This is a genomic window from Glutamicibacter sp. AOP38-B1-38 (assembly GCF_052377485.1).
In the GTDB taxonomy this organism is placed as follows: Bacteria; Actinomycetota; Actinomycetes; order Actinomycetales; family Micrococcaceae; genus Glutamicibacter.
This window is the reverse complement of the sequence record NZ_JBQSWU010000021.1, coordinates 44,105-68,288: the sequence shown is the minus strand read 5'-3', so window position 1 is coordinate 68,288 and position 24,184 is coordinate 44,105. Positions and strand designations below refer to the sequence as shown.

At 59.9% G+C, this 24,184-nt stretch carries 19 protein-coding genes and 1 tRNA gene; 8 read left to right on the top strand and 12 right to left on the bottom strand.

Annotated elements, in window-relative coordinates:
- Positions 1-3: 3 nt before the first annotated feature.
- Both ACT3TP_RS13180 and ACT3TP_RS13175 read left to right on the top strand, forming a co-directional pair.
- Entirely contained in the window at positions 4-1,233 is a 1,230-nt protein-coding gene (locus ACT3TP_RS13180) for a M16 family metallopeptidase (protein ID WP_096285381.1), read from the top strand.
- A gap of 11 nt (positions 1,234-1,244) precedes the next feature.
- On the top strand, positions 1,245-2,171 hold the full coding sequence (locus ACT3TP_RS13175; protein WP_096285383.1) for a hypothetical protein: 927 nt from the start codon (positions 1,245-1,247) through the stop codon (positions 2,169-2,171).
- Positions 2,172-2,187: 16 nt separating this feature from the next.
- Here ACT3TP_RS13175 and ACT3TP_RS13170 read toward each other — a convergent pair whose 3' ends face one another.
- Together ACT3TP_RS13170 and ACT3TP_RS13165 are read right to left on the bottom strand one after the other, a co-directional pair.
- The gene (locus ACT3TP_RS13170; RefSeq protein ID WP_096285386.1) at positions 2,188-2,862 is read right to left on the bottom strand and encodes a response regulator; all 675 of its coding nucleotides are present in this window, start codon (positions 2,860-2,862) and stop codon (positions 2,188-2,190) included.
- Between the two features lie 95 nt (positions 2,863-2,957).
- Positions 2,958-4,193, bottom strand: coding sequence for a sensor histidine kinase (locus ACT3TP_RS13165; RefSeq protein WP_255248401.1), 1,236 nt, complete (start codon positions 4,191-4,193; stop codon positions 2,958-2,960).
- A gap of 190 nt (positions 4,194-4,383) precedes the next feature.
- On the opposite strand from ACT3TP_RS13165, the gene ACT3TP_RS13160 reads away from it, so the two are divergent.
- Positions 4,384-4,457, top strand: a tRNA-Arg gene (locus ACT3TP_RS13160).
- Between the two features lie 70 nt (positions 4,458-4,527).
- On the opposite strand, the gene ACT3TP_RS13155 is transcribed toward ACT3TP_RS13160, so the two are convergent.
- The 6 genes from ACT3TP_RS13155 to ACT3TP_RS13130 all read right to left on the bottom strand — a co-directional run bounded on the left by ACT3TP_RS13155 (position 4,528) and on the right by ACT3TP_RS13130 (position 12,781).
- Positions 4,528-5,547 carry a LacI family DNA-binding transcriptional regulator gene (locus tag ACT3TP_RS13155; RefSeq protein WP_444620770.1) on the bottom strand — a complete coding sequence of 340 codons (1,020 nt, stop codon included), beginning with the start codon at positions 5,545-5,547 and terminating at the stop codon, positions 4,528-4,530.
- An 82-nt stretch (positions 5,548-5,629) separates the two neighbouring features.
- Positions 5,630-7,048: a GH1 family beta-glucosidase gene (locus ACT3TP_RS13150; RefSeq protein WP_096285392.1), complete on the bottom strand. Its 1,419-nt coding sequence runs from the start codon at positions 7,046-7,048 to the stop codon at positions 5,630-5,632.
- Entirely contained in the window at positions 7,048-7,863 is an 816-nt protein-coding gene (locus ACT3TP_RS13145; protein WP_444615813.1) for a carbohydrate ABC transporter permease, read from the bottom strand. Before ACT3TP_RS13145 ends, ACT3TP_RS13150 begins: the two co-directional genes overlap by 1 nt.
- 61 nt (positions 7,864-7,924) lie before the next feature.
- Entirely contained in the window at positions 7,925-9,076 is a 1,152-nt protein-coding gene (locus tag ACT3TP_RS13140; RefSeq protein WP_096285994.1) for a carbohydrate ABC transporter permease, read from the bottom strand.
- Positions 9,077-9,144: 68 nt separating this feature from the next.
- A complete protein-coding gene (locus ACT3TP_RS13135; protein ID WP_096285396.1) occupies positions 9,145-10,476 on the bottom strand; it encodes an ABC transporter substrate-binding protein in 1,332 nt (443 codons plus the stop codon).
- A gap of 376 nt (positions 10,477-10,852) precedes the next feature.
- Entirely contained in the window at positions 10,853-12,781 is a 1,929-nt protein-coding gene (locus ACT3TP_RS13130; RefSeq protein ID WP_096285398.1) for an ExeM/NucH family extracellular endonuclease, read from the bottom strand.
- Positions 12,782-13,018: 237 nt separating this feature from the next.
- Between ACT3TP_RS13130 and ACT3TP_RS13125 the strand changes: the two genes are divergently transcribed.
- The 3 genes from ACT3TP_RS13125 to ACT3TP_RS13115 are packed head-to-tail and all read left to right on the top strand — an operon-like array spanning position 13,019 to position 16,887.
- Complete coding sequence (locus ACT3TP_RS13125; RefSeq protein WP_096285400.1) at positions 13,019-13,945, top strand: ABC transporter ATP-binding protein; 927 nt, start codon at positions 13,019-13,021, stop codon at positions 13,943-13,945.
- Positions 13,946-13,948: 3 nt separating this feature from the next.
- The gene (locus ACT3TP_RS13120; protein WP_096285402.1) at positions 13,949-16,279 is read left to right on the top strand and encodes a YhgE/Pip domain-containing protein; all 2,331 of its coding nucleotides are present in this window, start codon (positions 13,949-13,951) and stop codon (positions 16,277-16,279) included.
- On the top strand, positions 16,276-16,887 hold the full coding sequence (locus ACT3TP_RS13115) for a TetR/AcrR family transcriptional regulator (protein WP_096285403.1): 612 nt from the start codon (positions 16,276-16,278) through the stop codon (positions 16,885-16,887). Before ACT3TP_RS13120 ends, ACT3TP_RS13115 begins: the two co-directional genes overlap by 4 nt.
- 19 nt (positions 16,888-16,906) lie before the next feature.
- Here the strand turns inward: ACT3TP_RS13115 and ACT3TP_RS13110 are convergent, their stop codons facing one another.
- The 4 genes from ACT3TP_RS13110 to ACT3TP_RS13095 all read right to left on the bottom strand — a co-directional run bounded on the left by ACT3TP_RS13110 (position 16,907) and on the right by ACT3TP_RS13095 (position 21,351).
- Positions 16,907-18,568: an ABC transporter transmembrane domain-containing protein gene (locus tag ACT3TP_RS13110; RefSeq protein ID WP_444620768.1), complete on the bottom strand. Its 1,662-nt coding sequence runs from the start codon at positions 18,566-18,568 to the stop codon at positions 16,907-16,909.
- Positions 18,569-18,576: 8 nt separating this feature from the next.
- Positions 18,577-19,731, bottom strand: coding sequence for a DUF1611 domain-containing protein (locus tag ACT3TP_RS13105; RefSeq protein WP_444620767.1), 1,155 nt, complete (start codon positions 19,729-19,731; stop codon positions 18,577-18,579).
- A 214-nt stretch (positions 19,732-19,945) separates the two neighbouring features.
- Complete coding sequence (locus tag ACT3TP_RS13100; RefSeq protein WP_444620766.1) at positions 19,946-20,473, bottom strand: SixA phosphatase family protein; 528 nt, start codon at positions 20,471-20,473, stop codon at positions 19,946-19,948.
- Positions 20,474-20,559: 86 nt separating this feature from the next.
- Complete coding sequence (locus tag ACT3TP_RS13095; protein ID WP_096285407.1) at positions 20,560-21,351, bottom strand: winged helix-turn-helix domain-containing protein; 792 nt, start codon at positions 21,349-21,351, stop codon at positions 20,560-20,562.
- A gap of 613 nt (positions 21,352-21,964) precedes the next feature.
- Here ACT3TP_RS13095 and ACT3TP_RS13090 point away from each other — a divergent pair.
- Together ACT3TP_RS13090 and ACT3TP_RS13085 are read left to right on the top strand one after the other, a co-directional pair.
- Positions 21,965-22,705, top strand: coding sequence for a response regulator transcription factor (locus tag ACT3TP_RS13090; RefSeq protein ID WP_096285408.1), 741 nt, complete (start codon positions 21,965-21,967; stop codon positions 22,703-22,705).
- Entirely contained in the window at positions 22,702-24,183 is a 1,482-nt protein-coding gene (locus ACT3TP_RS13085) for a sensor histidine kinase (protein WP_444620765.1), read from the top strand. Before ACT3TP_RS13090 ends, ACT3TP_RS13085 begins: the two co-directional genes overlap by 4 nt.
- Position 24,184 lies beyond the last annotated feature (1 nt).

Below are 24,184 nucleotides of genomic sequence, written 5' to 3'. Positions count from 1 at the left end.
GCCTTGCTCACCCGTATCGATGCCAGCACACGGCACATACAATTCCGCTCGCTGAAATCGGGGGCACGCATAGCGGCCGTTCATGCTCCCCAAACGCGCAATGCCTCGGTAGTACTGGGCGTCGCCGCTGGAATGCGTCATGAGCGGGAAGGCGAAGAGGGAATGATGCACCTGCTGGAACACCTAATTTATCAGGACAGTTCCACGATCACCGGAGCGGACCGTGAACTGCAGGTGCTCCACGCCGGCGGGGTCCTCGGCGGTCATACGCATATGGACTACACCGAATTCTATGAAACTGCTCCGGTAAACCAGATTGACGACATGGCTCGGCGGATCGCGGACCAGGTCTTTTACCCAAGGCTCAGAGAAGAACAGATCACCACACAGGTCACTGCCGTGGCCACTGAGCGCGCTAGCCGCCTCGCCTCGGCGCCCGGCGGCGTTCTGCCTTGGCCGCATCTTTCGGCGCACTGCTGGCAAGATCATGCAAATTCCCATGACGGTTCGGGAGACGCCGACCTCCTCGGGCGCGCGACCGGAGGGCGGTTGCGCGAGCTGCACGCACGCCATTACCGCACCTCCAACGCGGTAATGGTCGCTTTCGGGCCCAAAGAACCGGCGGACATGTTGCAGAGTCTGCAAGATGCCCTGCCCACTGAAACCCCCGAGGCCCCGGCGGTGCCGCCCGCGCAGGAGTCCATTTTCCGCACGGCCAGCCGGCGCACCGTAACCGTTCCAGGACTGCAGCGCCCCCGCCTGCTCGTAGCCACCCGCAGTGCGCCGGCACCACGAGTGCATTCCGAAATTTTGGGAGACCTGCTGGCCGCAGCAATGCTGTCCCTGCCTTCAGGATTGGATGCCAGCGCGGGCATGTTTGGCCCAGGCGACCGTGTCCACAACGATCTCTTTGTGTTGGTTGATGACACAAACTCGGGAATCGAACCTGTCGAACGCCTCGCTGCCCTGAGGTTTTGCGATGATGACCTATTGCTGCGTGCCGGCCAGCGAGCACTATTTACCGCCGAAAAACTTGTGCATGACGACCAACGGTTCGCCCGCGCCGTGGCCCGCGATATCTTGCTGCGAGATGCCCCCGGTTTCGCGGCCAGTTTAGTGCAAAAACTACGCGACGGCTTAGGCGATGTGCCCGGCCTGCGCGCTGCGCTCCAAACCTCGGCTAAACGTCTCGCTGCACAGCAGCACCACCATTTGACCCTTGAACCCGCATAGGAGTCCCAGCCGTGAACAGCGCATTCCCTCCCGTCCGATCCATACCAGATGACCGAACGCACTTCACCCTAGTCAGTTTGGCTTGGCGCACCGATCAGCGGCGTTCCTCCGAAGCGGAGCAAACCCTGCGCGCGGTAGCCGACAGAGTCTGCGCCTCGAATTCCGGAACAATTTGGCACGACTGGGCGGTCAGCGCTGGAGCAGTCAATGTGACGGCAGCACTTCCCTTGCGCGGTGCGGAGCGGTGGCTCCAAACCTTCGCCGAGCATGCCCAGCAAATCGACCCGGATTTGGCCGGCGCTCCCGCCCTGGCGCTGGTCGGGCCGCAAGCGCAGCTAGAAAACTTAGCAGCACCCGGTGCAGAACTTTTCGGGCACCTCGAAAGCAAAGACAACCCGGGGCTTTCGGACCGCCTGGAGCGAACGACTACCCAAGGTTATGAACAAATCACGGTTACAGGTGCCGATCCCTCCGCGGCTCTCGGTTCGGCGGCCACTTTTTTGGCCCTTGCCACCTTGTCCGGAGGTCCAGTCGCGCTTTTGCCCAAGGCCACGAAACAGGCCGGGCACGCTGCATTGATAAAAATAATGCGCGTCCTGAAGGACCGCCAGCCTGCGATCATGTGGCAGGTCATTGCTCAGGAGAACCACTCGCTGGGCTCCTTGGAATCAACGCTGGACGCGGTCGCAGATCTTGGCCTGCGGGTGACCCGGGATGAGGAGCTGCTAATCAAGCAGTTCGCGATCGCCAATCTGAATCGTGCCTGGTGCTCACCAGTGGAGTTGGTTCGGGCGCTGGCCCAGTACGAGGTCATGGGTTGGGGTGGCGACTTGATTCTGAATCCCGAGTCGCAGGTGAATGAAGTCGCAAACGCCGACCTCGAATTGGCATTGGAAGGCTTGTTGCGCTCCCCGCGTGCGGTGCTCGGCAAATCCTAAGCTACCGGAGTTGCGCCTAGCGTGCGCGTGACCCCGGCTTCATGTCCAGAAGCCCATGTTCCACGGCCTTGACTAGAATCTGCACGCGGTCCCGCACACCAAATTTCTCCATAACCTTCACGAAGCGAGCTTTGATAGTTGACTCGGTGACAAAAAGTTCCGTGGCCATCTCCTTGTTGCTCATGCCCCGCCCGAGAAGCTTGATGACTTCCAGTTCCTTGTCGGTCAGGGCATCGATCAGTTCTGCATCGGCTTCGACTTCGGCTGGGATTGAGTTCGCCAGCCCGCTGACCACATGTCGAGCCACTTGCGGCGACAGAATGGACTCACCGGCTGCCACTTTATTAATCGCATCGGTGATTTCCTGGGGCTTAGCATCCTTGACGATGTAGCCCGAGGCACCAGCACGCAGCAGGTCCACCACATATCGGTCGGTGGCGAAAGTGCTCAAACCGAGAATCGCGATCTCAGGGTTGCTCTGGTGGATCTGGGCTGTTGCCGCAACGCCGTCCATGACCGGCATTTGCATATCCATCAAGATGACCTCGGGCTGCAACGAGGCCGCCTGGACTACGGCGGATTTCCCATTGGATGCTTCGCCGACGATTTCAATGGTGGGGTCTGAGGAGAGATAATCTCGCAAAATTTCCCGGGTCAAGGCCTCGTCATCCACAAGCAGCACTGTTGTCACTGATAACTCCTCGCTTGGCGGTAGTCCACGCACTTGGTTCTCATGCGCGTACGGTGATAGCGCATCTGGTCACTATTTTTGCATGGTTGCCGTCGTTATCCGGTAGCGGGCAAGCCTTCAAGCGGGATAGTTACGCCGATCGACCAGCGGCCGGTGGAATCGCTGGTCTCCACGGTGCCGCCAAATACCTCGCAGCGTGCGCGCATCGCTTCCAAACCTGTCTGCGACGACATGATGGGAGTGCCCTGTCCAATATCATTTGTCGAGCTGAGCAATACGCGGTCTGGCCGGATACGGAGCTGGAGTTCCACTGCTCCGTCAGGATTCGCGTGCTTGAGGATATTGGTTCCCAGTTCCCGGATGGTTCGCCGAAGGGCTTGGCGCAAACTCGCCGGAATACGCGCTACTTCGCCTTCTAGCGCGAAGGCCACGTCGAATCCGGCCCGTTTGAGCGCTTGCATGACCTTGTCCAAATCATGTACCAGCCCTACCGCGGTAGTGGTCTCCCCGGAAAGTTCATCGGACTCCAAGATCTGTTGGCCTTCTTCTGCTTCCAGCCCCGAGGGACTCTGAAATTCATTTTCGTTGGCTTCCGTTTTCAGCAAGACGACAAGGCTGCGAAGATCCTGCAGGGTTTGCTGCGCGGCATTGCCAATTCCAGCGAGGATTTCCGCAGTCTTCTTCGGGTCGTTGACGAACTCGGCCCGACGGGCTTGCATAGCCATGATCGTGACATCGTGGGCAACAATGTCGTGCAGCTCATGAGCGAGCTGCGTTCGTTCCTCGGAGCGAATTCTCGCCTGCTCGACTTCCAGATCCCTGATTCGTTTGGCGCTCGTTTCATTCTTCCGGCGATAGACATTCAGGCTCAACCCGGCCACGGCCGACATGACGCCGAAACCGCACAGCAACATGACCGCCAGGAGCTCCACCTCCGGCAAGAGTAGATACAGCAGGAACAACATGCCCATGGCTGCGGAGGGAAAAGCGAGTGCCGCCCGCCACGGCAGCAAATAGCAGGAGAGCACAATGACAAATACCGAGGGAAAAACCATGCTGGCCAATAAGACCCCGGGCATACCGACCGCCGCGATAAGCAGCAACCCCACAAACCATGCGGCAATGCTTGGCAGGACCCCAAGCGACAAAGCCGCCAGGGGCAGGTACGGAAAAGCCAGGTACAACACGCCAAGTTCTGCGAGGTAGCCGGCTGTCCCCAGCCACACATCACCCGCGTACATGAACAGCGCAAGCGCCAGCGGGACAAAACGACCGAGGCGCCCGCCAGGTAACGGTTTAATTTCACCAGTCCATGCAGTCCAAGTATTCACACCAGCTATTGTGTCATTTCAGCACTCAAGCACGCTCCACTGGTTGCATACCCAAGGCAGTTTTGACGGACCCAGGCGACATTCACCACGGCCGATGTGAAACGCCACACTTTGGCCTCTCCGGCTTTTGCCCTTCGGATAATCTGGTGTAAAGTCATTGGAGTCGTCAAGGCGAAAAACAACTAAATATGCGCCCATAGCTCAGCTGGATAGAGCGCCTGTCTACGGAACAGGAGGCCGGGGGTTCGAATCCCTCTGGGCGCACAAATTGAAATTCCCACTCTCCGGAGTGGGAATTTTTTGGTTAACTGTTTGCTTAACTCCAAGCACTTATTTAGCCGCCGTGGGACCCGCGCAAAATCAGCTTTGTTGGCATGATGATTCGTTCGAGCACCATTTCACCATTAATGCGCTGCACCACAACCTCCGCCATTTTGGCTCCTTGCTCTTCCGCATTCTGCGCCACGGTAGTCAACGCAGGCGAGGCATTGCGCGCAAATGAATCATCATCGATGGTGGTGATGGCGATGTCTCTGGGCACGGAAAGCCCCGCCTCAGCGATCACCTTCATCGCGCCAAAGGCCATTTGCGCGCTGGCGGCAAACAACGAGTCGATTTTTATGCCGCTGGCCAGCAAATCGCGCATGGCGGTTTCTCCGCTGCCCGGGGTGAAATCGCCCACCGCAACCGCGGCAACGCCAAGACCGGCGGCGTGCACCGCCTGTTCGAAACCCAATTGGCGGTCGAGGGCCGCACCCATGTTCTGCGGTCCCGAGATCGCCGCCGGGTATTTGCGACCCGCTTTGAGCATGGCTTCAGTTGCTTCCCGTGCCGCGGCCGCGTTATCTACGTCAACGACGAACACGTCGCCGTCTTCGTTGCTCATGGGGCGGCCGCCGAAGACCAACGGCAACGCTCCGGCCAGTTCGCTGTATGAGCTGTCATCCGCGTGGTGCGAAAGGATCAACGCCCCATCAACGTTTCCGCCGCGTAGGTAGCGGCTGGTTTTCGCGGGGTCAGACTCGGTGGCGATCAACAGGGACAGCGTAAATTCTGTGGTGCTCAGGTACATCGCAGCTCCCTGTATTACCGCAGCGAAATATGGGTCTGCGAAGAACTTCGCGGTGCTTTCGGGGATGACTAGGGCGATGGAATTGGTACGACCCTGCGCGAGGGAACGGGCCGCCCGATTCGGGACGTAGTTCAGTTCCGCGATGGCCTTTTCCACTGCCCGCACCGCATCGGCCTTGACCTTGTCCGACCCGTTGACCACGCGCGACACCGTGGCTCTGGAAACTCCTGCACGTTCGGCAACGAGTTCCAGCGTCGGCTGTTGTTTGCGTGGTTCGGGCATCGTTACTTCTTTGCGGTAGCTGGGCGGGTCCTTATGACTATCGTGTGGTGCGTGGCGCTTGGCTAAGCGCCACGCACCAGTGCTATGCCATTGTACGGTTGGCGGCAATTAGTCCCGCGTAGGCCCTGCCGCTGTCCTTAACAATGCGTTCCTGTGTTTCATAGTCGACGTAAATGATGCCGAATCGCTTCTGGTAGCCCCAGGCCCATTCGAAATTATCGAGCAAGGACCAGAGGAAGTAGCCACGCACGTCCACTCCGTCCTGGATGGCACCGGCAACAGCATCCAGGTGGCTAAAAACGTATTCACGTCGTTCGACATCGGCCACGACTCCGTCCGCTGACAGTTCGTCGGCATACGAGGCTCCGTTCTCGGTGATGTACAAGGCCGGAAGACCCTCGTACTCGTCCCGTAGCCGGTTCAGCAGTACCCGCAAGCCCTGCGGGTTAACTTCCCAACCCATCGCAGTACGCGGCAGGTCTCGGCTCGGAAAGCTGACATATTCGCTGCCCACAAAAGGCGAGGACTTCGGCGCCTCGGTTGGTACAACCGCCGCCGGCTCGCCTTCGCCAAGCGGATGCCCCGACACGTTGTCATCGTGATAATGGTTCACCCCGAGAAAATCGATGGGCTGATGAATGATCTCTAGGTCCCCTGGCACAATAACCTCGGCCAGCCCTAAACCCTCCACGTCTACGAGCAGGTCTTCGGGATAGGAACCGCGCAGCAAGGGATCCAGGAACATCCGGTTCCACAGCGCATCGATACGACGGGCCGCTTCCAGATCCACCGGGTCGATTGGATCGTTTGGCACCGCGTTGGTCAGATTCAGAGTGATACCAAGCTCTTGGGCGCCGAGTTCACGCAAACGCTGTGTCGCCAGGCCATGTCCCAGATGCTGGTGGTGCACGGCCGCCAAAGCCGCCGCCGGATCTTGGCGTCCCGGTGCATGCTCCCCGGCTGCGTAACCTATCAGCGAGGAACACAGCGGCTCGTTAAAGGTCGTCCAGTGTTTGACTCGGTCCCCGAGCTTTGCATAAACCAGCTCGGCATACTCAGCGAATTTATAGGCGGTGTCACGGTTGGCCCAGCCGCCTTGGGCTTCGAGGGCCTGCGGCAAATCCCAGTGGTACAGCGTCAGCCAGGGCAGAATTCCCTGTTCCAACAGCTCGTCGACAAGCCTCGAATAGAAATCCAGGCCCTCGGGGTTGACGGTGCGCCCGCCGGGAACCACTCGCGCCCAGCTGGTGGAGAAGCGGTAGGAATCAAGGCCGAGCTCACGCATTAACCCGACATCCTCTCGGTACCGGTGGTAGTGGTCTACCGCAGTCTCCAGGTTGTCGCCGCCGGCGATCACCCCCTGCTTGCGCGCGAATGCGTCCCAGACGGAGTCTTCTTTACCGTAGGCGTGGCTGGCGCCTTCGATTTGCGCCGCCGCGGTGGCCGAGCCCCAGAGGAATTCTCTGGGCCAGGCGAAATTCTCAGATAAGTGGGTTGTCATTAGCCCTTTACAGCTCCTGCCATAATTCCGGATACAAGTTGTTTACCCGCCACTATGAAAAGCAGCAGCAGCGGGATGGTTGCCATCAGCGCACCGGACATCACGATCGTGTAGTCCACATAGCGTGCGGATTGCAGCTGGCTCAACGCCACCTGCAAGGTGGGGTTTTGGGGTGCGACCAGCATTGGCCAGAGATAGTCGGTCCATGCGGTCATGAAGGTAAAGAGTGCCAAGATGGCCATCGCCGGTCGGGCCGCGGGAACTCCCACATGCCAGAAGGTACCGATCATGCTGGCGCCGTCGATTCGGGCGGCCTCGATCAATTCATCTGGCACGACGTCCACCAGATACTGGCGCATGAAGAACACTCCGAACGCGGTGACCAGGGTGGGCACCATGACTGCGCCGAGCGATCCGGTCCAGCCAAATTCCTTCATCACCATGAACAACGGGATGATCCCCAGCTGGGTCGGCACCGCCAGGGTAGCGATCACGAAGACCAGCAGCCCCTGGCGTCCGCGGAAGCGCAATTTTGCGAACGCATAACCGGCCAGTGTCGAGAAGGTCACCACCGAGATCGTGATGACCGAGGAGACGAGGATACTGTTTCCCAGTGCGCCCCAGAAATCGATGGTGTTGAAAACTTCGGCGGCATTCGTCCAGAACGAGCCTCCGGGAAGTAGCGGTGGGTACGTCGAGGCGAATACCGCCCCGGTATTCGAACCAATCACCATCGAATACCACAGCGGGTAGGTGCTCCCGAGGAAGAACGCGATCAGCAACCCGTAAGTGAGAAAGCCTGGGCGGCGATCCATGGAGAAGTTTTTGCGTTTGGCTGCAGGTTTCCCGGCTTCCACAGCATTGTCCAAGGCGGTGCTAGTCATGGGAATCCCCCTCCTTCGGGCTCAATGCTGCGTCTGTTAAACTTTCGCCCTTCGAGGCGACTTTGGCTTTTGCCAGCTGCACGGCGTTTCGGTGCGCCAGCCGTTGCGCTCGGCGCCGCTTGCGGCTTCCCCCTTCGCTAGCTGAGGCAATGGAACCGGAAAGAACGAAGTTGATCAGGCCGATCACGATAATGATCAAGAACAGCATCCAGGCGACCGCAGATGCGCGACCGAAGTCGCCGCGGTTGAAGGCCAGATCCCAGAGGTAGAGCACCGTGGTTTGGTATTCACGCTCTGGCCCGCCGGGCACCGAGCTGCTGGCGTTGAACAGTTTCGGTTCGGTGAAGATCTGCAGGCCACCGATGGTCGCGGTGATGATCACGAAGATCATCGTGGGGCGAATGCTTGGCAGGGTGATCGAGAAGAACCGGCGCATCGACCCGGCTCCGTCCAGAGCCGCGGACTCGTGCAGTTCGCGCGGTACGGCCTGCATGGCAGCCAGCAGGATCAGCGCGTTATAACCGGTCCACCGCCAATTCACCATGGTGGCAATGGCTAGGTGCGAGGGAAGCACCTCGCTCTTCCATGCCACCGGATCGATGTGGACCACCTGGAGCAGGTTGTTGATGAGTCCATATTTCTCATCGAAGGCCGAGGAGAAGATCAGCGTCACGGCCACCGGGGTCACCACATAGGGAATCAGCACGCTCATCCGCCAGAACGTCTTGGCTCGAATATTCTGGTCCAGCATGGCTGCGATGAAGGTGGCCACCAGCAGCTGGGGAATCGCCGAGAGCAGGAAGATGCTGAACGTGTTGAACAGCGAATTCCAGAACAGTGGTGAGCTAAGTTCCGCGGCGTAGTTCTCCAGTCCGACCCATTCCCCTGCTCCCCCGAGTAGGTCCCAGTCATTGATTGACACCACGAAGGTGTAGATCAATGGGAACAGTCCCACAAGGGCGAAGAGAATGAAGAAAGGTGAGACGTAAAGATATGGGGAGTATTTGAAATCCAACCGTCCCCAGCGGTGACGCCGGCGCGTTTTCTTCCCGGCTGCCGGATCAACCTTGCGGCGCTTTTCGCCTGGGGGCTGTTCCCCCGGCGGCCCCGAGGCACCTGAGGTGCCCGAAGCGTTGTTGGTCATGATGCTCATTTATCGGATTCTCTTTCCGCATAGGCCGGCCGCATTGCCGGCCGGCCTACAGGTGGTGATTACTTGATGTCCAAGTTCGTCAGCGTCGACATGGCCTCATCCCACGCGGCTTGGCCGTCCTTGCCGCTATCCAACGCGATAGTTGCCGGGCCAAAGACCTGCTCCTGGATGACCGAATCATCTGCCCCCTTGAACTGTGCCTTCACGCCCTCGGCCCGGTTTGCCAGGAGCTGGCCGATGGGAGCATCGTTGAAGAACTTAGTCAGCTCGTTGCTTCCGGTGACCTGTTCGGAACCCTGAGCCTCGAGGTTGCTGGGGAATGTCCCGGCAGTTTCAAAGGCGGCTGCCTGCGACTGCGCATCGGTCAGCCAGGTGGCGAGTTTGGCCGCTTCGGCTGGATTCTTCGAGGTGGCGGGAATGGTCAAGAAGGTTCCGCCCCAGTTTGCCGGACCGCCAGGGAAGACATCTGCAAAGTCCCAACCAGAAGATGCATCTCCACCAGCACCTTCAACCTGTCCCTTGACTACTCCTAACATCCAGCCTGGGCAGGGCATAGTGGCGAAAGAGCCGTCCAGGAAAGCCTGGCCTTTACCCCAGTCCCACTGGGTCTGCCCCGACGAGAGCCCTGCTTCGGTGGCCCCTGCCAGCTGCTTCCAGCGTTCGCTCAATTCTGCGTTGCCCTGGATATTCAGCGAACCATCTGACTTGTAATAGCCCTCATCGAGTTGGTTGACCATGGCATTCCAGACGAACCCGGACTGGTCGAACCAGGCTTTGCCGGTTTTTTCCTCATATTTTTTGCCGGCTGCGAAGTAGTCCTCCCAGCTGGCATCCTCACCACCGATGAGTTCCGCGAATTCGGTGCGATCTGCCGGCATATCTGCCTGTTCTAGCAGCTTGGTGTTGTAGCAGAGTCCTTCTGGACCGATATCCGTGCCGTAGCCGATGATCCGCCCTTCGGCGTCGGTGGCCTGTTCGACCTTCCAATCGACCCACTGTGACTTGAGATCTTCTATGCCGTAGTCGCGCAGGTCGGTGAAGGAATCGGAAACGGCCATTACCTGCCCGAGCCAGCCTTCTTCAACGGCCTGGAGGTCGGGCAGGCCCGCACCCGAGGCTTGTTTAGTCTTCCAATCAACCAGGGCGTTTCCACCGGTATCGATATTCGTCGCCTCGATGCTGACGCCAGGATTTTCCTTTTCGTATTTCTCGTACAGGGCTTCCAGGCCCATGGTGCCGAAAGTGGTCACGGTCAGGGTGACCGGATTATCCACCGAGGCAGGCTCGGCATCGGCCGCGTTATCTGCTCCGCCGCATCCGGTGGCCAGCAGGGCAATGGTGCCGAGCAGGGCTGCCGACTGCGCGAGCTTCGATTTGCGCGAGGTTTTCATGGGGTCTCCAGGTGTGAGTGCGGGTTTCGAGAGACTCGTGCACATTCAAAATGAGAGCGCTCTCAAAATAAAACAAGTGTCCAACTCTTGCGAGTTTCCATCCGTGCCATGAAGTATAAAAGCGCTTGAATCGAACCCGTGTGAGCGCTCTCACAAATCATCTTCCATTATTCTGCCCGATTGCGAGGCGATGTCAAGAACGAATTTGCATCCCACCGCCAGAGCCCGTCACCCCGGACGTTCCATGGTGCCATCGGCCCCAGCAAAGACCACAGGTCAAATTATGATTTGAAGAACATGGCGGCACGCTGTCGCGAAAATAAATCAGTGCAAAGAGAATCCGGCGAGCCAAGTGGGCCCGCCGGATTTTCAAGGCCTACTTCTTGTTCAGCTGCAGCCCCACGAGCACCGGATCATGATCCGAGGAGCGGAACTGGTCAGGCGAGAACAGCTGGGCGACGTTGTTGTTGTAGCGGCTGTACTCAAAGGCGACCGATTCGGTGGCATTGATGTTCCAAATCGTTTCTCCGGTGACCTTGTCGGCAATTTCGGCCGAACCCAGAACATGGTCAAGCGAACCGGTGCGACCGCCGAAGAGGTAGCTTTGAGTGCTCGCTTCGGCACCCAGATTAACGTAGCCGGCATCGGTCATCACCTTGATGGGATCCTCGGCCGAGTAGGAGTTGAAGTCGCCGGCCAGCAGCACCTTGTCGGTGTTGCGCGAATCCTTCAGCCCTTCGGCGAAACGCACTACCGCGTGAGCCTGCTCCACGCGCGCTGCGTTCCATGCTCCGGCGCCGTCGCCCTGGTCGGCATTGGCCGAACCGTCTTTTGGATCGGACCCCTTGGACTTGAAGTGGTTGGCGACCACGAGGAAGCGAGTCTTCGAATTGCCGCCCACGCGCTGGAATGCCTGGGCCAGTGGATCACGCGCGTTGTCGAAGGCCGCATCGTCCAAGACCACCGACTCGTCGATCAGCTTGACCGCGTCGCGCTGATAGATCATTGCGGTTCGAATGACGTCTTCATCGGCTGGCAGTTCTTCGGGGCTTGGCGCGAAGCTCCAACGCTCCTGCCCTGCCGCCTCATTCAAGGCAGCTACCAGGATCTTCAGCGCCGCGTCGCGGTCCTGAGCGAAGCGGGCGGAGTTCTCGATTTCCTCCAGCACGACGACGTCGGCATCAAATTTGTTCAGCGCCGTGACGATCTTGGACTGCTGGCGCTCGAGGCTTTCGGCGCTGGCCGCACCGCGAGCATCGCAGCCGCTTCGTACCGAAATCGGGTTTCCTTCGCGATCGGTATAGTAATTGCACCCATCAAGCTGGTCGCCGGTGGTGGTGAAGTAGTTCAGCACGTTGAAGCTGCCCACGCTCACGTTGCCGCCGACGGCTGCCGGGGCATCCTGCGTGACCTGCTCAAAACTCACCGGGATATCCGGGTCCTCGGCACCGACAATTTGCCCCTGCGGCTGCAGGCGCCACAAATCATAGCGGTAATCCATGATTACCGGGCCGGTGAAGCTCACCTGCCTGCCCACGGTGACATGCTGATCCGCGGAGATATACGGCAGCTCGACGAGCTTGTTCGCCTTCGCCCCCAGGAAATTCAATGTGGCCCCGTCATCCAAGACCAGCTCACGGGCCTGGTTCTCGGCCTCCAGCGCCTGGGCTTCGTCGCTTCCAGGAGCGAAGACGTCGGTGGCCTGGCGCAAGGTGCGCTCGCCCTCGATAATTGAGCTGGTTCCCTCGGCAAGGGTTACTTCACCGTACTGGTTCAGCCGGTAGTTATCGGCCACGGTCCATTGCCCCTGCGGGTCGATCAGCATCCCCTCGAAACGCTCGCGCTCGGCATCGGCTGCCGGGATGTCGATGGCCAAAGGCTTGATGGCTTCGGCTGGTTCGACCAGCACCTCGACCGCTTGGTCCGAGGCACTGATTTGGGTCATGCCGTAGTATTCGCTGACCTCGCCGGAGACCTGAACGTGATCACCTACGGCTACCTTGCCCACGCCGCCGGGAGAATATACGAAGATTGCAGAGCTTCCGGCCGGGGAAATTTCGCTTCCCGAGCCTGCAGTTTGCACATAGAAACCGCGAATGCCGCCTTCGGGGTAGGCGCCGGTTACTACTCCTCGGACGTTGACCTGCTGGCCAGCCATGCCGGTAGCATCTTCGGTGCCCTGGATTTCTTCGATGGACGTCAACTCGACTTCGGGCTCGACGGCGGAGGCTGGAGCCATCGTTCCGGTCACCAGCGCGGCACCCAAACAGGTAGCCGCGAACGCTGTTGTAGCGCGCTTCTTCATGGATTGTCCTAATTCGTTGTAAGTACCGCAGCGCGGTAGCGCGCGGTCGACCCGCAAACGATTCAATCAGCCAGTTATGAACTCTTGGTGAATTCATAAACAGCGACCGGTTGTTGGTCCACGAACTATCCAAGTCCATGAGCCACGTCACGTCCAGAGGTGAGCAAAGAAACTAGCACACTAATTGAACTGACCGGTCAGTTCAATTAGTGTGGAAGTGTGTTATTTGCTAATTCAATGAGCTTCCAAGGGCGCCACAGCCAACTTGTCGATGCCACCTCGCTGACAGCCAACCGCGGTTCGCTGCTGCTCGTCGTCGCAGACTCGCAGAGCGCGCGCACCGCCACCGCGTTGATGCTCTCCGGCCGCATGAAGCCCAGCGCAGGTGAGTTGAGTTGGGATGGCGCTTCGCGACTCAAGGAAATACGCTCACACAGCGCGCTACTCGACGCACCCCAGATCAATGAACCAGAGGCCCATCTGAAGGTTCGCGATGTTGTCAGCGAAGACCTCTCCTTGGTGCCTGCACCCCTTTGGCGCCGCGCCCGGAGCAAGAAATGGTTGGCTCGGCATGGTTTCGAAGACATCGCCAGCAGCTGGATCGACGCGGTCGATGCGCTGACTCGCATCAACTTGCTCACGCGCTTGGCATTAGAGAACCATGACGTTGATGCCCTGGTCTTCGACTCCCCCGACCGCCATGGCATCGAAGAAACCAGCTGGTTGGAAACCCTCGAGCGGTTTACCCGAACTCGCCGGAACCTCGCGGTTATTGCCGTGGTCTCACGCATTCCAGATTGCTGGGATGGGCCGGTGGCCGTCATCGGGCAAACCCAAGACATGCCAGAAAACGCTTCGTTTACCGACGAAGTTCCACAGCTGGATTCAGCACTACCGGTGCACGATTCCGCTACCGGGTCTGAGGCTGAAGACGCGGAAACTAGCCGGGCGCCGCTCGCGCAGCACCCTGAACCCAACACCGAGATGGCGGAACTGCCGGCGGCAGACCCGGCGGAAAATACTTCGAACGAATCCTCTTCCGACGAAGCTCCGGCCGAGCAAGGCCAAGCCCCGGAGGGGGAAACCGTGGCCGCCGAAGCGCGAGTAGCTCTGCCTTCCCAGGAAGCCGAGCTTCCACTTGAACCACCCACGACTAAGGACTAACTCATGACGACTCTGGGCCTAGCTCTCTCCGAGCTCAAGCGCATGACCCGTGGAACCTTGCCAAAGCTGGCACTGATCGCGGTCACCTGCGTACCGCTGCTCTACGGAGCCCTCTACCTCTATGGCAATTGGGATCCGCAGTCGAATCTGGATGGCGTCAAAACGGCTCTGGTGAACCTCGATGAAGGCGCCGAACGCGAGGGTGAAGCCACAAATGTCGGCGACGAAGTTGTTGATTCCCTGCTCGAAGACTCCACCTTCGGCTGGGAGGTAGTCGACTCGCAAGAAGCCGCCTTGGACGGAGTTGCGCACGGTGACTACGCATTCGCGATGACCATTCCGAAAGACTTTTCCGCCTCGTTGACTTCCCCGGCGGAGCTGAAAAGCGCGAATGCGGCAAATCTGGAGCTAACTACCAATGACGCCAATAATTTCATGGCTGGCAATTTCGCAAAGACCCTGGCCAATGAAGTGCGTGATTCGGTCTCCAAAGAAGTCGGCACCGAAACCGCCGAAGGGATGATTGCCGGCTTTGTCGACATCCACGATTCGATGGACGAGGCGGCCGATGGCGCGAAGAAACTCTACGACGGCACGATTTCTCTTTCGGATGGGGTCCTCACCCTCCAAGACGGCACCACGCAGCTCGTGACCGGCGGCGCCGAACTTGAAGCTGGCGCACAAACCCTGCATGACGGCACCGGCCAGCTATCCGGCGGCCTCAAGAAACTCGTTGACGGGCAAGGCAAGCTCGTAGCTGGCACAGATGACTTGGCCAGTGGCAGCGCCGAGCTCAATTCCGGGGCGAAAACGCTCAGCAGCGGGCTAGACACCCTGGAGTCAAAGACGGCCCCCCTGCCCAGCTCGGTTTCCAAGCTCAACGACGGAGCCCAACAGGCCGCTGCCTCGGCAGATCAACTAGCCGCCGGATCGCGTCAGGTAGCCAATGGAAACGCCGAGCTCAGCGCCACGGCCGACGAGGCAATTGCGGTCATCCGGGATCTGCAGGCGGATGCCGAATTCCGGCTGGACCAGGTGCAGCAAAACACCAACGCGTTCCTTGCACGGCAGGTCGAATCCGGAACGCTCACCCAGGAACAGGCTGAGCAAATCAACGCACAGCTGCAATCCACCGTGGAAAACTCCACGCTCACCGAGCAGTTGAACTCCAAGGTCAAAGACGTCAACGTGAAACTCACCTCGGCGCAAAACGACCTGGATAAACTCGCCGAAGGCTCCGAACAGGTTGCCGACGGCAATAAGCAGCTGGCCACCGGACTGCACACCCTGGCCCAAGGCACCGACAAGCTCAACGATGCCGTTCCCGCCCTTGCCGATGGCATCTCATCCGCCGCGAACGGCGGCAGCAAACTCGCCGACGGAGCCGCAAAGCTCGCTTCGGGAAGCTCCACCCTTGCAGAAGGCCAGAAATCCGCACTGGCAGGTACCAAAGACGCGGCCCAAGGCAGCAATAAACTCGATGCCGGAGCCAAGGACCTGGCAGCCGGAACCACCACCTTGCACGATTCACTGGTCACGCTGGACCAAGGAGTCGGCGAACTCGGCGATGGCGCAAGCGAATTGCAAGACGGCTCGGGCGATCTTTCCGAAGGCCTGGACAGCGGTGTGGGCCAGGTGCCGAACCCCGACTCGCCAACTTCCGCACAGCTAGCCGACGTGATCGGTGACCCGCTGCGGGTGAACTCCCATGCGCAATCCGAGGCCAGTGCCTATGGTGCGGGACTCGCACCGTTCTTCATGACCCTCGCTACCTGGATCGGCACCTTCATCCTCACCCAGGTGATGCGCCCGGTCAACAACCGTGCGTTGGCTTCCAACGGCAGCAGCTGGAAGATCGCGTTGGGCGCGTGGCTTCCCTTTGCTTTCATTTCACTCATCCAGTGCACCGCGCTGTACGCGGTGGTGGTGTTCGCCGTCGGGCTGGAACCCGCACACCCATGGTTGACCTTGGGCTTGTTCCTACTCGCCGCACTATGCTTCAGCGCATTGATCCAGGGAATCTGCGCCTTGCTGGGTGCCGCAGGTAAGTTTGTGGTGCTATTGCTGATGGTCCTGCAGCTGGTGACCGCTGGCGGCACCTTCCCTTGGGAAACGTTGCCGGCACCATTGCAGATATTGCACCAGGTTCTGCCGATGAGCAATGTCGTGGTGGCATTGCGACATGTGATGTATGGTGCAGACTTGGGAATGCTCGTCGCCACCATCCTCCCAGTCATCGGTTACACGCTGCTGGGTCTGCTGCTGAGCTTCCTGGCGGTGCGCAAGCACAAGACCTGGACTTTGAAGACGCTACAACCGGAGCTGACGGTATGACTACACCACCAAGCGCGCGGCCCCGTGTGCGGGCCACCGCCTCCAAGAAGCGTCTGTTCGCGGCCTCGATGCAGCTGCTCGGCGCCCGCGGCCCCAACGCCGTATCGGTGGACGAGATCGCGCAAATGGCAGGTGTCTCCAAGGGAACCGTGTATTACAACTTTGGTTCCAAGGACGAGATGATCGGCCAGGTTCTGGAATTCGGTGCCGATATGCTGGTCGCCGAGCTGGATCAGGCCGCGGCGAATCCCAAGCCCCGCGAGGCTTTGCGGGCAATGGCCACTATCGCCGTTGAATTCGTCGAGAAATACCCGTCATTCGCGCAAATCTGGATCAGCGAGCAGCTGCGGCCCGAAAGCGACTGGGGCGACCAAATTACCCCGGTGTATTCACGGGTCACCTCGACCCTCGTTGAAGTCTTGGATCGCCTGGTCATCTTGGCTCCCGAGGAAAAGCAGCCAGCGGCGACGGCGATCTTCGGCGCGGCCTTGTTCTCCGCACGTATGCGCACCGTTTCTGACAACGTAGCCGACCGCGAAACCACCCTCAACGCGGTGCTGTACAGCGTTGACGGTTTGCTTGCCACCCACCAGCATGTGGCGTCCTAGGCGAGCATCCTCGGCTTGGCTATTCCGCGTCTTCCAGCGGGGCCGGGTTCTCGGCATGGGCTCCGACGCGCAGCGGTGCCTGCCACGTGCCGGTTGCTTCGAGCCCCGGAATTTCTCCTTGGAAAATCACCACTCCGGGATATTCGTTGAGTTTTCGAATCACCGCTTCGCGGGCGGCGCTCGGCAGGCGGTTGAGCACCGGGTCGAGGATCAATACCGGCGGCTGTCTCAGCAGGGCGCGTGCCATGATCAGGCAGGCGCGCTGTGCGGAGTCCAGAGGTTCTCCCCCACGACGCAACATGGTGCGCTCCGCGGCGGGGAGCGGGCCGAGCTCTAGCCCGCAGTCGGCGGCCACGCGCAGCGCGCGTTTCACCGAAGACCCCGGATGCCGGTAGGTCAGCGCACGGATGATGGTGCCGCGTTCGGGAACCATGGAACTCAACGCTGCGCCTATCAGCTTACGTCGTTCGGTAGCCGGAAGGTCCTCGCTGCGTCCCTCGGCGATCCACAACCCGCCGAGCGAATCGCCGTGGGCGGTGATCCTGCCGGTGGCCAAAGATTCGAGCAGTGCTCCGGATTCTGCCCCGGGCCCCACCACCTGGATCCGTTGCCCTGCGTGCGCTCGAAGCACCGGCCAGTTCTCCAAGCCCGGTGCCGTGGGACGGATCCGCACGGTGATTTCTTTGCGGTTCAGGTCCTTCACCTCTCGGGTGGAGATCATTTTCTGCTCCGCGATGCTCCAGGATTTCTCTGCGTGCAGCAGCGGAGCAATAATCCGTCGGCCGGCTCGATAGTTTTGCCGGTACTCAACGATGCGCCCCCATTCGCCCATGGTCCCTGCGCAGATCCCCATCAACGTCAAGGCGCTGGCCAAGGTCCCCGCGCCAAGGCCCGCCCAGGAGCCGGCAGCCACCACCAGCGCGGTGCCCAACAACGGCACCGTCAGCGATCCGGCCCGCAAGGCGCCGGCATACTTTGCGCGATCCACGGCGGCCTGAACGACTTTCTGCGAGCTTCGGTCGACTCGCTCGACCTCGCGGCGCACGCCTCCGCCCGCGGCGATGGTGGTGGCCGCGGTGACCGTGTCGGCGATCCGTGCCGCAAGATTCCCCCGGTGCCTGCGCAGCACTCGTGCGGTGCGCAAGGCCCCTCGGGCCAAGAACGCGAGCAACCCAACTTCCAGCAGGACCGGAAGTACCAGCGCCGCGGCCAGCAGTGGGTGCAGGGCTCCCAAGCCGAGCGCGGCGAAAACGATCAGCGGGATGCCCGCGAGCAAGGGCACGATTCCTTGGGTGACCCAATTGCGGATGGAGGACAGGTCATTGCTTGAACGCGCCACGGTGATCCCCACCGAGGGTCCCCGGCGAGCCTTGAGGGCATGCGATATCAATGATCCGCGCAGCTGAGCCACATAGTGCTGGCCAAGCCTTTCGGCCAGCACCCGTTCGATAAACTTCGCACAGAAAAACGCCAGGGACAGGACGATAACCCAGGTCAGCGCTCCGAGGCCGAAGGCCGTTGCCAACTGGCCTACCTGCCAAGCGATGGCGATGGACAGCGCCCCCACGCCCAGCGCCAGCGCCAGCAGGGCAGCCAGCAGCCCGCGTCGCCCCGGCGCCAGCAACGCCGGGAGCGAAGGTTCCTTGATAGTGGGTGGATCTACAGGCTGCGAGCCGGTCATCGGGCCTCCTAGCGTGTCGGCAGCAGTGCGCTGGCCACCTGTGGGTCGCACAGGTCATAAGTGTCGATGATTTCGGTGTCCATGTGGGATCGCGCTTCCGAGGCCGCCAGCGGGGATGCGGTGAGCACCCCGGAAACCGCGGCGAGGTCGAGTCCTGCGTCCAGGAGAATTTTTTCTCCCGCCTTTGCCCCGAGCGCATCCTGGGCGCTGAACAGCACACGGTCGACGTGTTCCTTGAATACCGGGTCCCGGAGCAGTCGCGAGGTCTCGCCCTGGAACAAGCCGTCGGCGATCTCGATGATGACCGCGTCGGCGCCGGAGGCGCTCTGCTCATTGATCATCGAGACCAGCAGCGCGCGAACGGTTTCATAGTCCAACCGGTAGGTGGTGGGGTAACCGAAATCGGTGAAGTCGCAGACGCTGAAGGCACCGGCGTCGGTGAACAGGTTCGGGTCGTTCCCCGCACCGGTTCCGGTCGCCTTACCTGCGGCGACCCGCAGTCCCGCGTTGCTCAACCCATTGACCAGGCAACCGAGGGTGGTGGATTTTCCGGAGTTCATCGAGGTTCCGAGCACCGCGATCACCGGTGGACGCTGGCCTGCGATGCGGGAGGTGACATTAACCGAAGGGTTCTGGACGCTTAGCGGGGCGAAGTCGCTGAGCGTGACGACCTTGCCGCCGCGCATCAGCAGACCGACCGGTTCAATTTCGGTGGCCTTGTCAATCGAGGCGTGCTGTTGCTCCACGCGCGAGGCCAGCCCGCCACCGGCGACCAGCTCGCATGGCCCAAGATCGGTTGGTACGTGGGCAAGGAACTGGTCCGGTGCGTAGCGGTGGCCGTAGGCCACCATGATTTCCTGGCCGACAAAGAGCTTTTGGCGGCGCGCGTGCGGCGACTGCAGGCCCTTGTGCTTGCCCAGCTCGGAAACCTTGGCGATCACCACATCACCGGAGCGCGGAGCCATGCCCGAGCTGGAGACAATCTGGAAGTCCTGTGGATTGCGGGAGAGTTCGGCTGCGACAAAGCGCGTGGTGTAGGCCGCCTTGATGGTGCTGGCGCGGAGGGCGTCGATCGCAATCCGGGCTTCTTTGATGGTGCAGGTTTCGGTGCTTTCGTTCGGGATGATCTCTGCAATGATGCCCATGGCTTCGGCCTTTCTCACTTCGGTTCCCGCAGAAGCGGAAAACCGTCATCTTCAGTCGGCCGTTTGGCTCGATGAATATCAGTCAAGCGAGCGAAGATGAACCGAAGATGAATCAATCCTGAGGCCTTGGGAAGAAAATGATGAGGGCGTTCTCATGCACGCCTCATAAAGCCAACACAGCTCGTATTACGAGACTGACAAGGGTCTTTAAAAATTCCTCATGAGAATCTTCTCATTCAGGCCGCGGGACGATGAAATGCGTGACCCGCGCATCGCGCGCATCCAAAAGTGAGTAGGAATGATCTGTTTCTAGCACCGTAGTGCCCAACGTCGGATAGTTCATCGCCAGTTCGTAGACTGCTTCCTCATCGGATTGCGCCGAGGCCAGACGCAGTGCGAGGTCCTGGAGCGTCGGCTGGTGCCCGATGACCAGCAAGGTGGAGACGGCATCAGGGACCTCGTTGATGATTGAGCATAAGGCGGTGGCCCCTGCGCCGTAAACGCGCGAGTCGACGTACGGGGTTGGACCTTTTTCGCCGAGCTCCGAGAGCACCCAGGCGCAGGTTGCCCTAGCGCGCAACGCGTCGGAGCAGATGATGTAATCCGGTATCAGGTCATTCTCTACCAGCCAGGCACCGGCGGCCGGCGCTTCGCGGTTGCCGCGAGCGGCCAGCGGGCGGTCATGATCACTCACTCCCAGCGGGTAGTCAGACTTTCCATGGCGCATGAGAATCAGCCGACGGCGCTGCATAGTATTCATAGTCCAAGCTTAGACGCGCGGGACCTAAAAAACTGAGGCGAACAAACCTGAGTGGTTTGCTCGCCTCAGCGAAAAAAGCGTTCTGCTTAGATGGAGTATTCCGGAGCGGCCCAGACGACTACCTCTGGGTGCTCGTAGAAGCGGTAGCCCTGTCCACGCACGGTGCGCACGGTGTTCGCCAAGCGACCCAGCTTCGAGCGCAAGCGACGGATGTGCACGTCGATGGTTCGCTCATTCGGGATCTCCTCGGCATTGCGCCACAGGTTTTCCAGCAATTCTTCACGGCCCACGGTGCGGGTGCCGTTCTCCACCAAGAAATTCAGCAGTTCGAATTCCTTGAAGGTCAGGTTCAGCGTTTCACCATCGAGGTAAACCTCTCGGCGGGACAGATCGATCAGCACGCCGGATGGGCGTGGCGCGCTTGGACGAGCTTCGGCACGCGGGCGACGTGACAGGGTGGGATCCCCCAGCGCCTGACGAACGACGTCAATTGGCTCGCCTTGCGCGCTGGTTGGCGCCAGCGCTACTGCAGCATGGGTCTGCGCCTGCGGCGACAAGGTCGCCAGGAATGCGCGAACCTGGGTTGCCAACTTTCCCAACGAGGTTCCCTGAGCCTGGGCGGCAGCTTCATCCAGTCCGACATACAGCACGAAACCACGAGCGCTGGTGTCCGCGCTAGGCGTGCCAGAGGACTGTACTGGTGTGGCGATAGCTTGAGTCATCGGTTCACGCGTTTCATGAACGTTGTTGACCGCACGCAGCGGGCGATAGCCGGCCGGAGCATAGCTTCCGCTACCAGCAGCGGCGCGCTGTGCTGCCGCCGCGCGATTCTGAGCGTTGCGAATTGAAACGTGTACGTATCCGGATCCAGCCGACATGATGACTTCCTTTTCGTGCGAAGGCCAAGTGATTTGGCGTTAATGCTTCGGGTTTTGCTTGCGCCGCCCGCGACCTTCTTTCACGAACAGCAGTTGGGTTTCCCGTCGGTGTCTCTGGACTCGGCCGCTTGTTACTTCAGCCGATCGATCCAATTTCACCGACGCCGAGCATTCGACAACAGCACGCAAGCGTACCCTCAGGGCCTCTACCCTGATTGCTGTTGTTGATCTGCGCCGTACTCACACACCAAGTATTCCCCGTAACATTCGAAACTTGCAAGTAACAAAGGTCACCACTGTTCAGTATGTGAGACAGATGTGTCCAAAAGTGACGGAGAGCACCTTGGGCAAATCTCAGGTATCTAAGCGCTTAACTAATCGGAATGACCAATATCGAGGCCAAAAATATGCAGAATGACCATGCCATTCACGGTCATGAATATTCATTCAGGCTCATAGGTGGTCCATAGGTCAAACATTCGTGCATTGCGGCATTTGACCAAATTAACCGCTACCCGAACGGAATATTCCCGCATAAACTCGACATACAGTCATAGCTGTTGCACAGCTGAAACATAAAGTAGCCCAATGACAATAGGAGAAGCTGGTTAACATGAGCGATTCACGTTTTTCTCCCGCACAATTACCCCGGCTGACCCATCCAGATGGCACACCCATCAAGGTCCTGGTCGTCGATGATGAACCGTCATTGGCGGAACTGGTGGCCATGGGTACTCGCATGCTTGGCTGGGAAGCAACGATGGCCCACGATGGTCCGGAAGCCGTAGCCACCGCGCGCTCACTCTCCCCGGATGTTTTGGTTCTGGACTGGATGCTCCCCGGCTTCGACGGCCCCGAGGTACTGCGCAAGGTACGCAGTTACCTGCCAGAAGTCCCCGTACTATTTCTCACCGCGAAGGATGCGGTCGAGGACCGGATCGAAGGGTTGGGTGCCGGCGCCGATGATTACGTGGCGAAACCGTTCAGCCTCGAAGAAGTACTCATTCGCCTACACCGTCTGGTTGAACGCTCCGGTGCCTCGACCGCGGACTCCGCAGAACTTGTAGTTGGCGATCTGGTGCTGAATCTGGATTCACACGATGTCTCCCGCGCCGGACGCTCGATCTCGCTGACCGCAACAGAGTTTGATCTGCTCAGCTACTTGATGAATAACGCCCGGCGAGTGGTCTCCAAGTCGCAAATCCTCGACAACGTCTGGCATTACGACTTCGACGGTCAAGCAAATATTGTCGAGCTCTACATCTCTTACCTGCGCAAAAAGATCGATGTCGACGCCGAATCAATGATCCACACGGTGCGTGGTGTGGGCTACGTCCTCAAGCCCGCTGCATGAGTTCATTTCCCACCGGCCTCCGGCCAAGTTCGCCACACGCGCTGCAGCGCAAACTGCTAATGATCCTGCTGGGCTCGCTGACCGCAGTCTGCGTCTTGCTCGGGCTGCTCTACAACGCCGGCATGCGCCAAACGCTGATGGACCAGCTGGACGAACAGCTCAAGGCCTCGGTGGAACGAGCCAGTAGCTACTCGGTAGGGCTAGCCCGCCCGGATCAGCGCCTCTATGCGCCCGGACAGGCCGCGGGCACTCTGACCGCGCGCTTCGTGGATCGCTATGTTTTCTCCGGAGACGTGCTTGACCAGCATGGCGAACGAGTCATGCTCTCCCAGGATGACGCCATCCATCTGGTGACCATCGACATCAACGCGGAACCTGTACGACGCACGTTGTCCGTGGGCGACTATCTGCTCTCGGCGGTTCCAGATCCTGGCTCCGGAGGCGTGCTGATCGTTGGCTTGCCGCTGGATTCCACGGATCAAACACTGCTCGAAATGGCGTGGCTGACGCTGTTCATCGCGATCAGCTTGGTGATCGGCACCGGTTTGGTGGGAACCTGGCTCATTAGCCGGTCATTCGCCCCGCTCAAACGCGTCGCGGCGGTGGCCTCCTCGGTAGCTGCCGAAGAACTTGAATCGGGAAAGGTCGAGCTGACCCAGCGAGTCGCTTCCGAAGATGCCGTTCCCGGCACCGAAGTTGGCAACGTGGGACGCGCCTTGAACGCCATGCTCGACAACGTATCTACCGCGCTGACGGCACGTGAAAAATCTCAGGACCAGATGCGTCAATTCGTGGCGGATGCTTCGCATGAGTTGCGCACTCCGCTATCGGCGATTCGCGGCTACACCGAATTGCTGTCGGCAACCGAGCATTTCTCCCCCGACGGCAGGCGTTCGGTGGATCGAGTACTGCAGCAAAGCAACCGCATGGGTTCGCTGGTGGAAAATTTGTTGCTCTTGGCCCGGCTGGACGAGGAGACTTCGTTCACCATGAAGCGCCTGGATTTATGCGCATTAACTTCAGATATCACCGAGGATTTCAAGGCCACCGCGGATGACCATCTCTGGGAATTTGTCTGCCAGGCACCGGGGACAACGGTCAACGCCGATTCGCCCTCCCTGCGCCGAGTGATTACCAATTTGCTGGCCAACGCGCGTAAGCACACCTCGGCTGGCAACTCCGTAACCGTCAGCGTGGGGCAAGATCTCGAAAGCGGCGAGGCGGTGCTGCAGGTGCATGACACCGGCGAAGGGATCTCCGAAGAGTTCCTGCCGAAGGTCTTCGAAAGATTCACCCGCGCCGACAAGGCCCGCTCCGGAATGGACGGCACCACCGGCCTCGGGCTGCCTATTGCCAAGAGCATTGTCGAGGCCCACCGGGGCACCATTTCGGTGACCTCAGAGCCTGGTCATACGCTCTTCGAGGTGCGGCTGCCGCTGGCGGGCGAAATGCCCGCCAGCGACGAAACCGCAGGCTAAG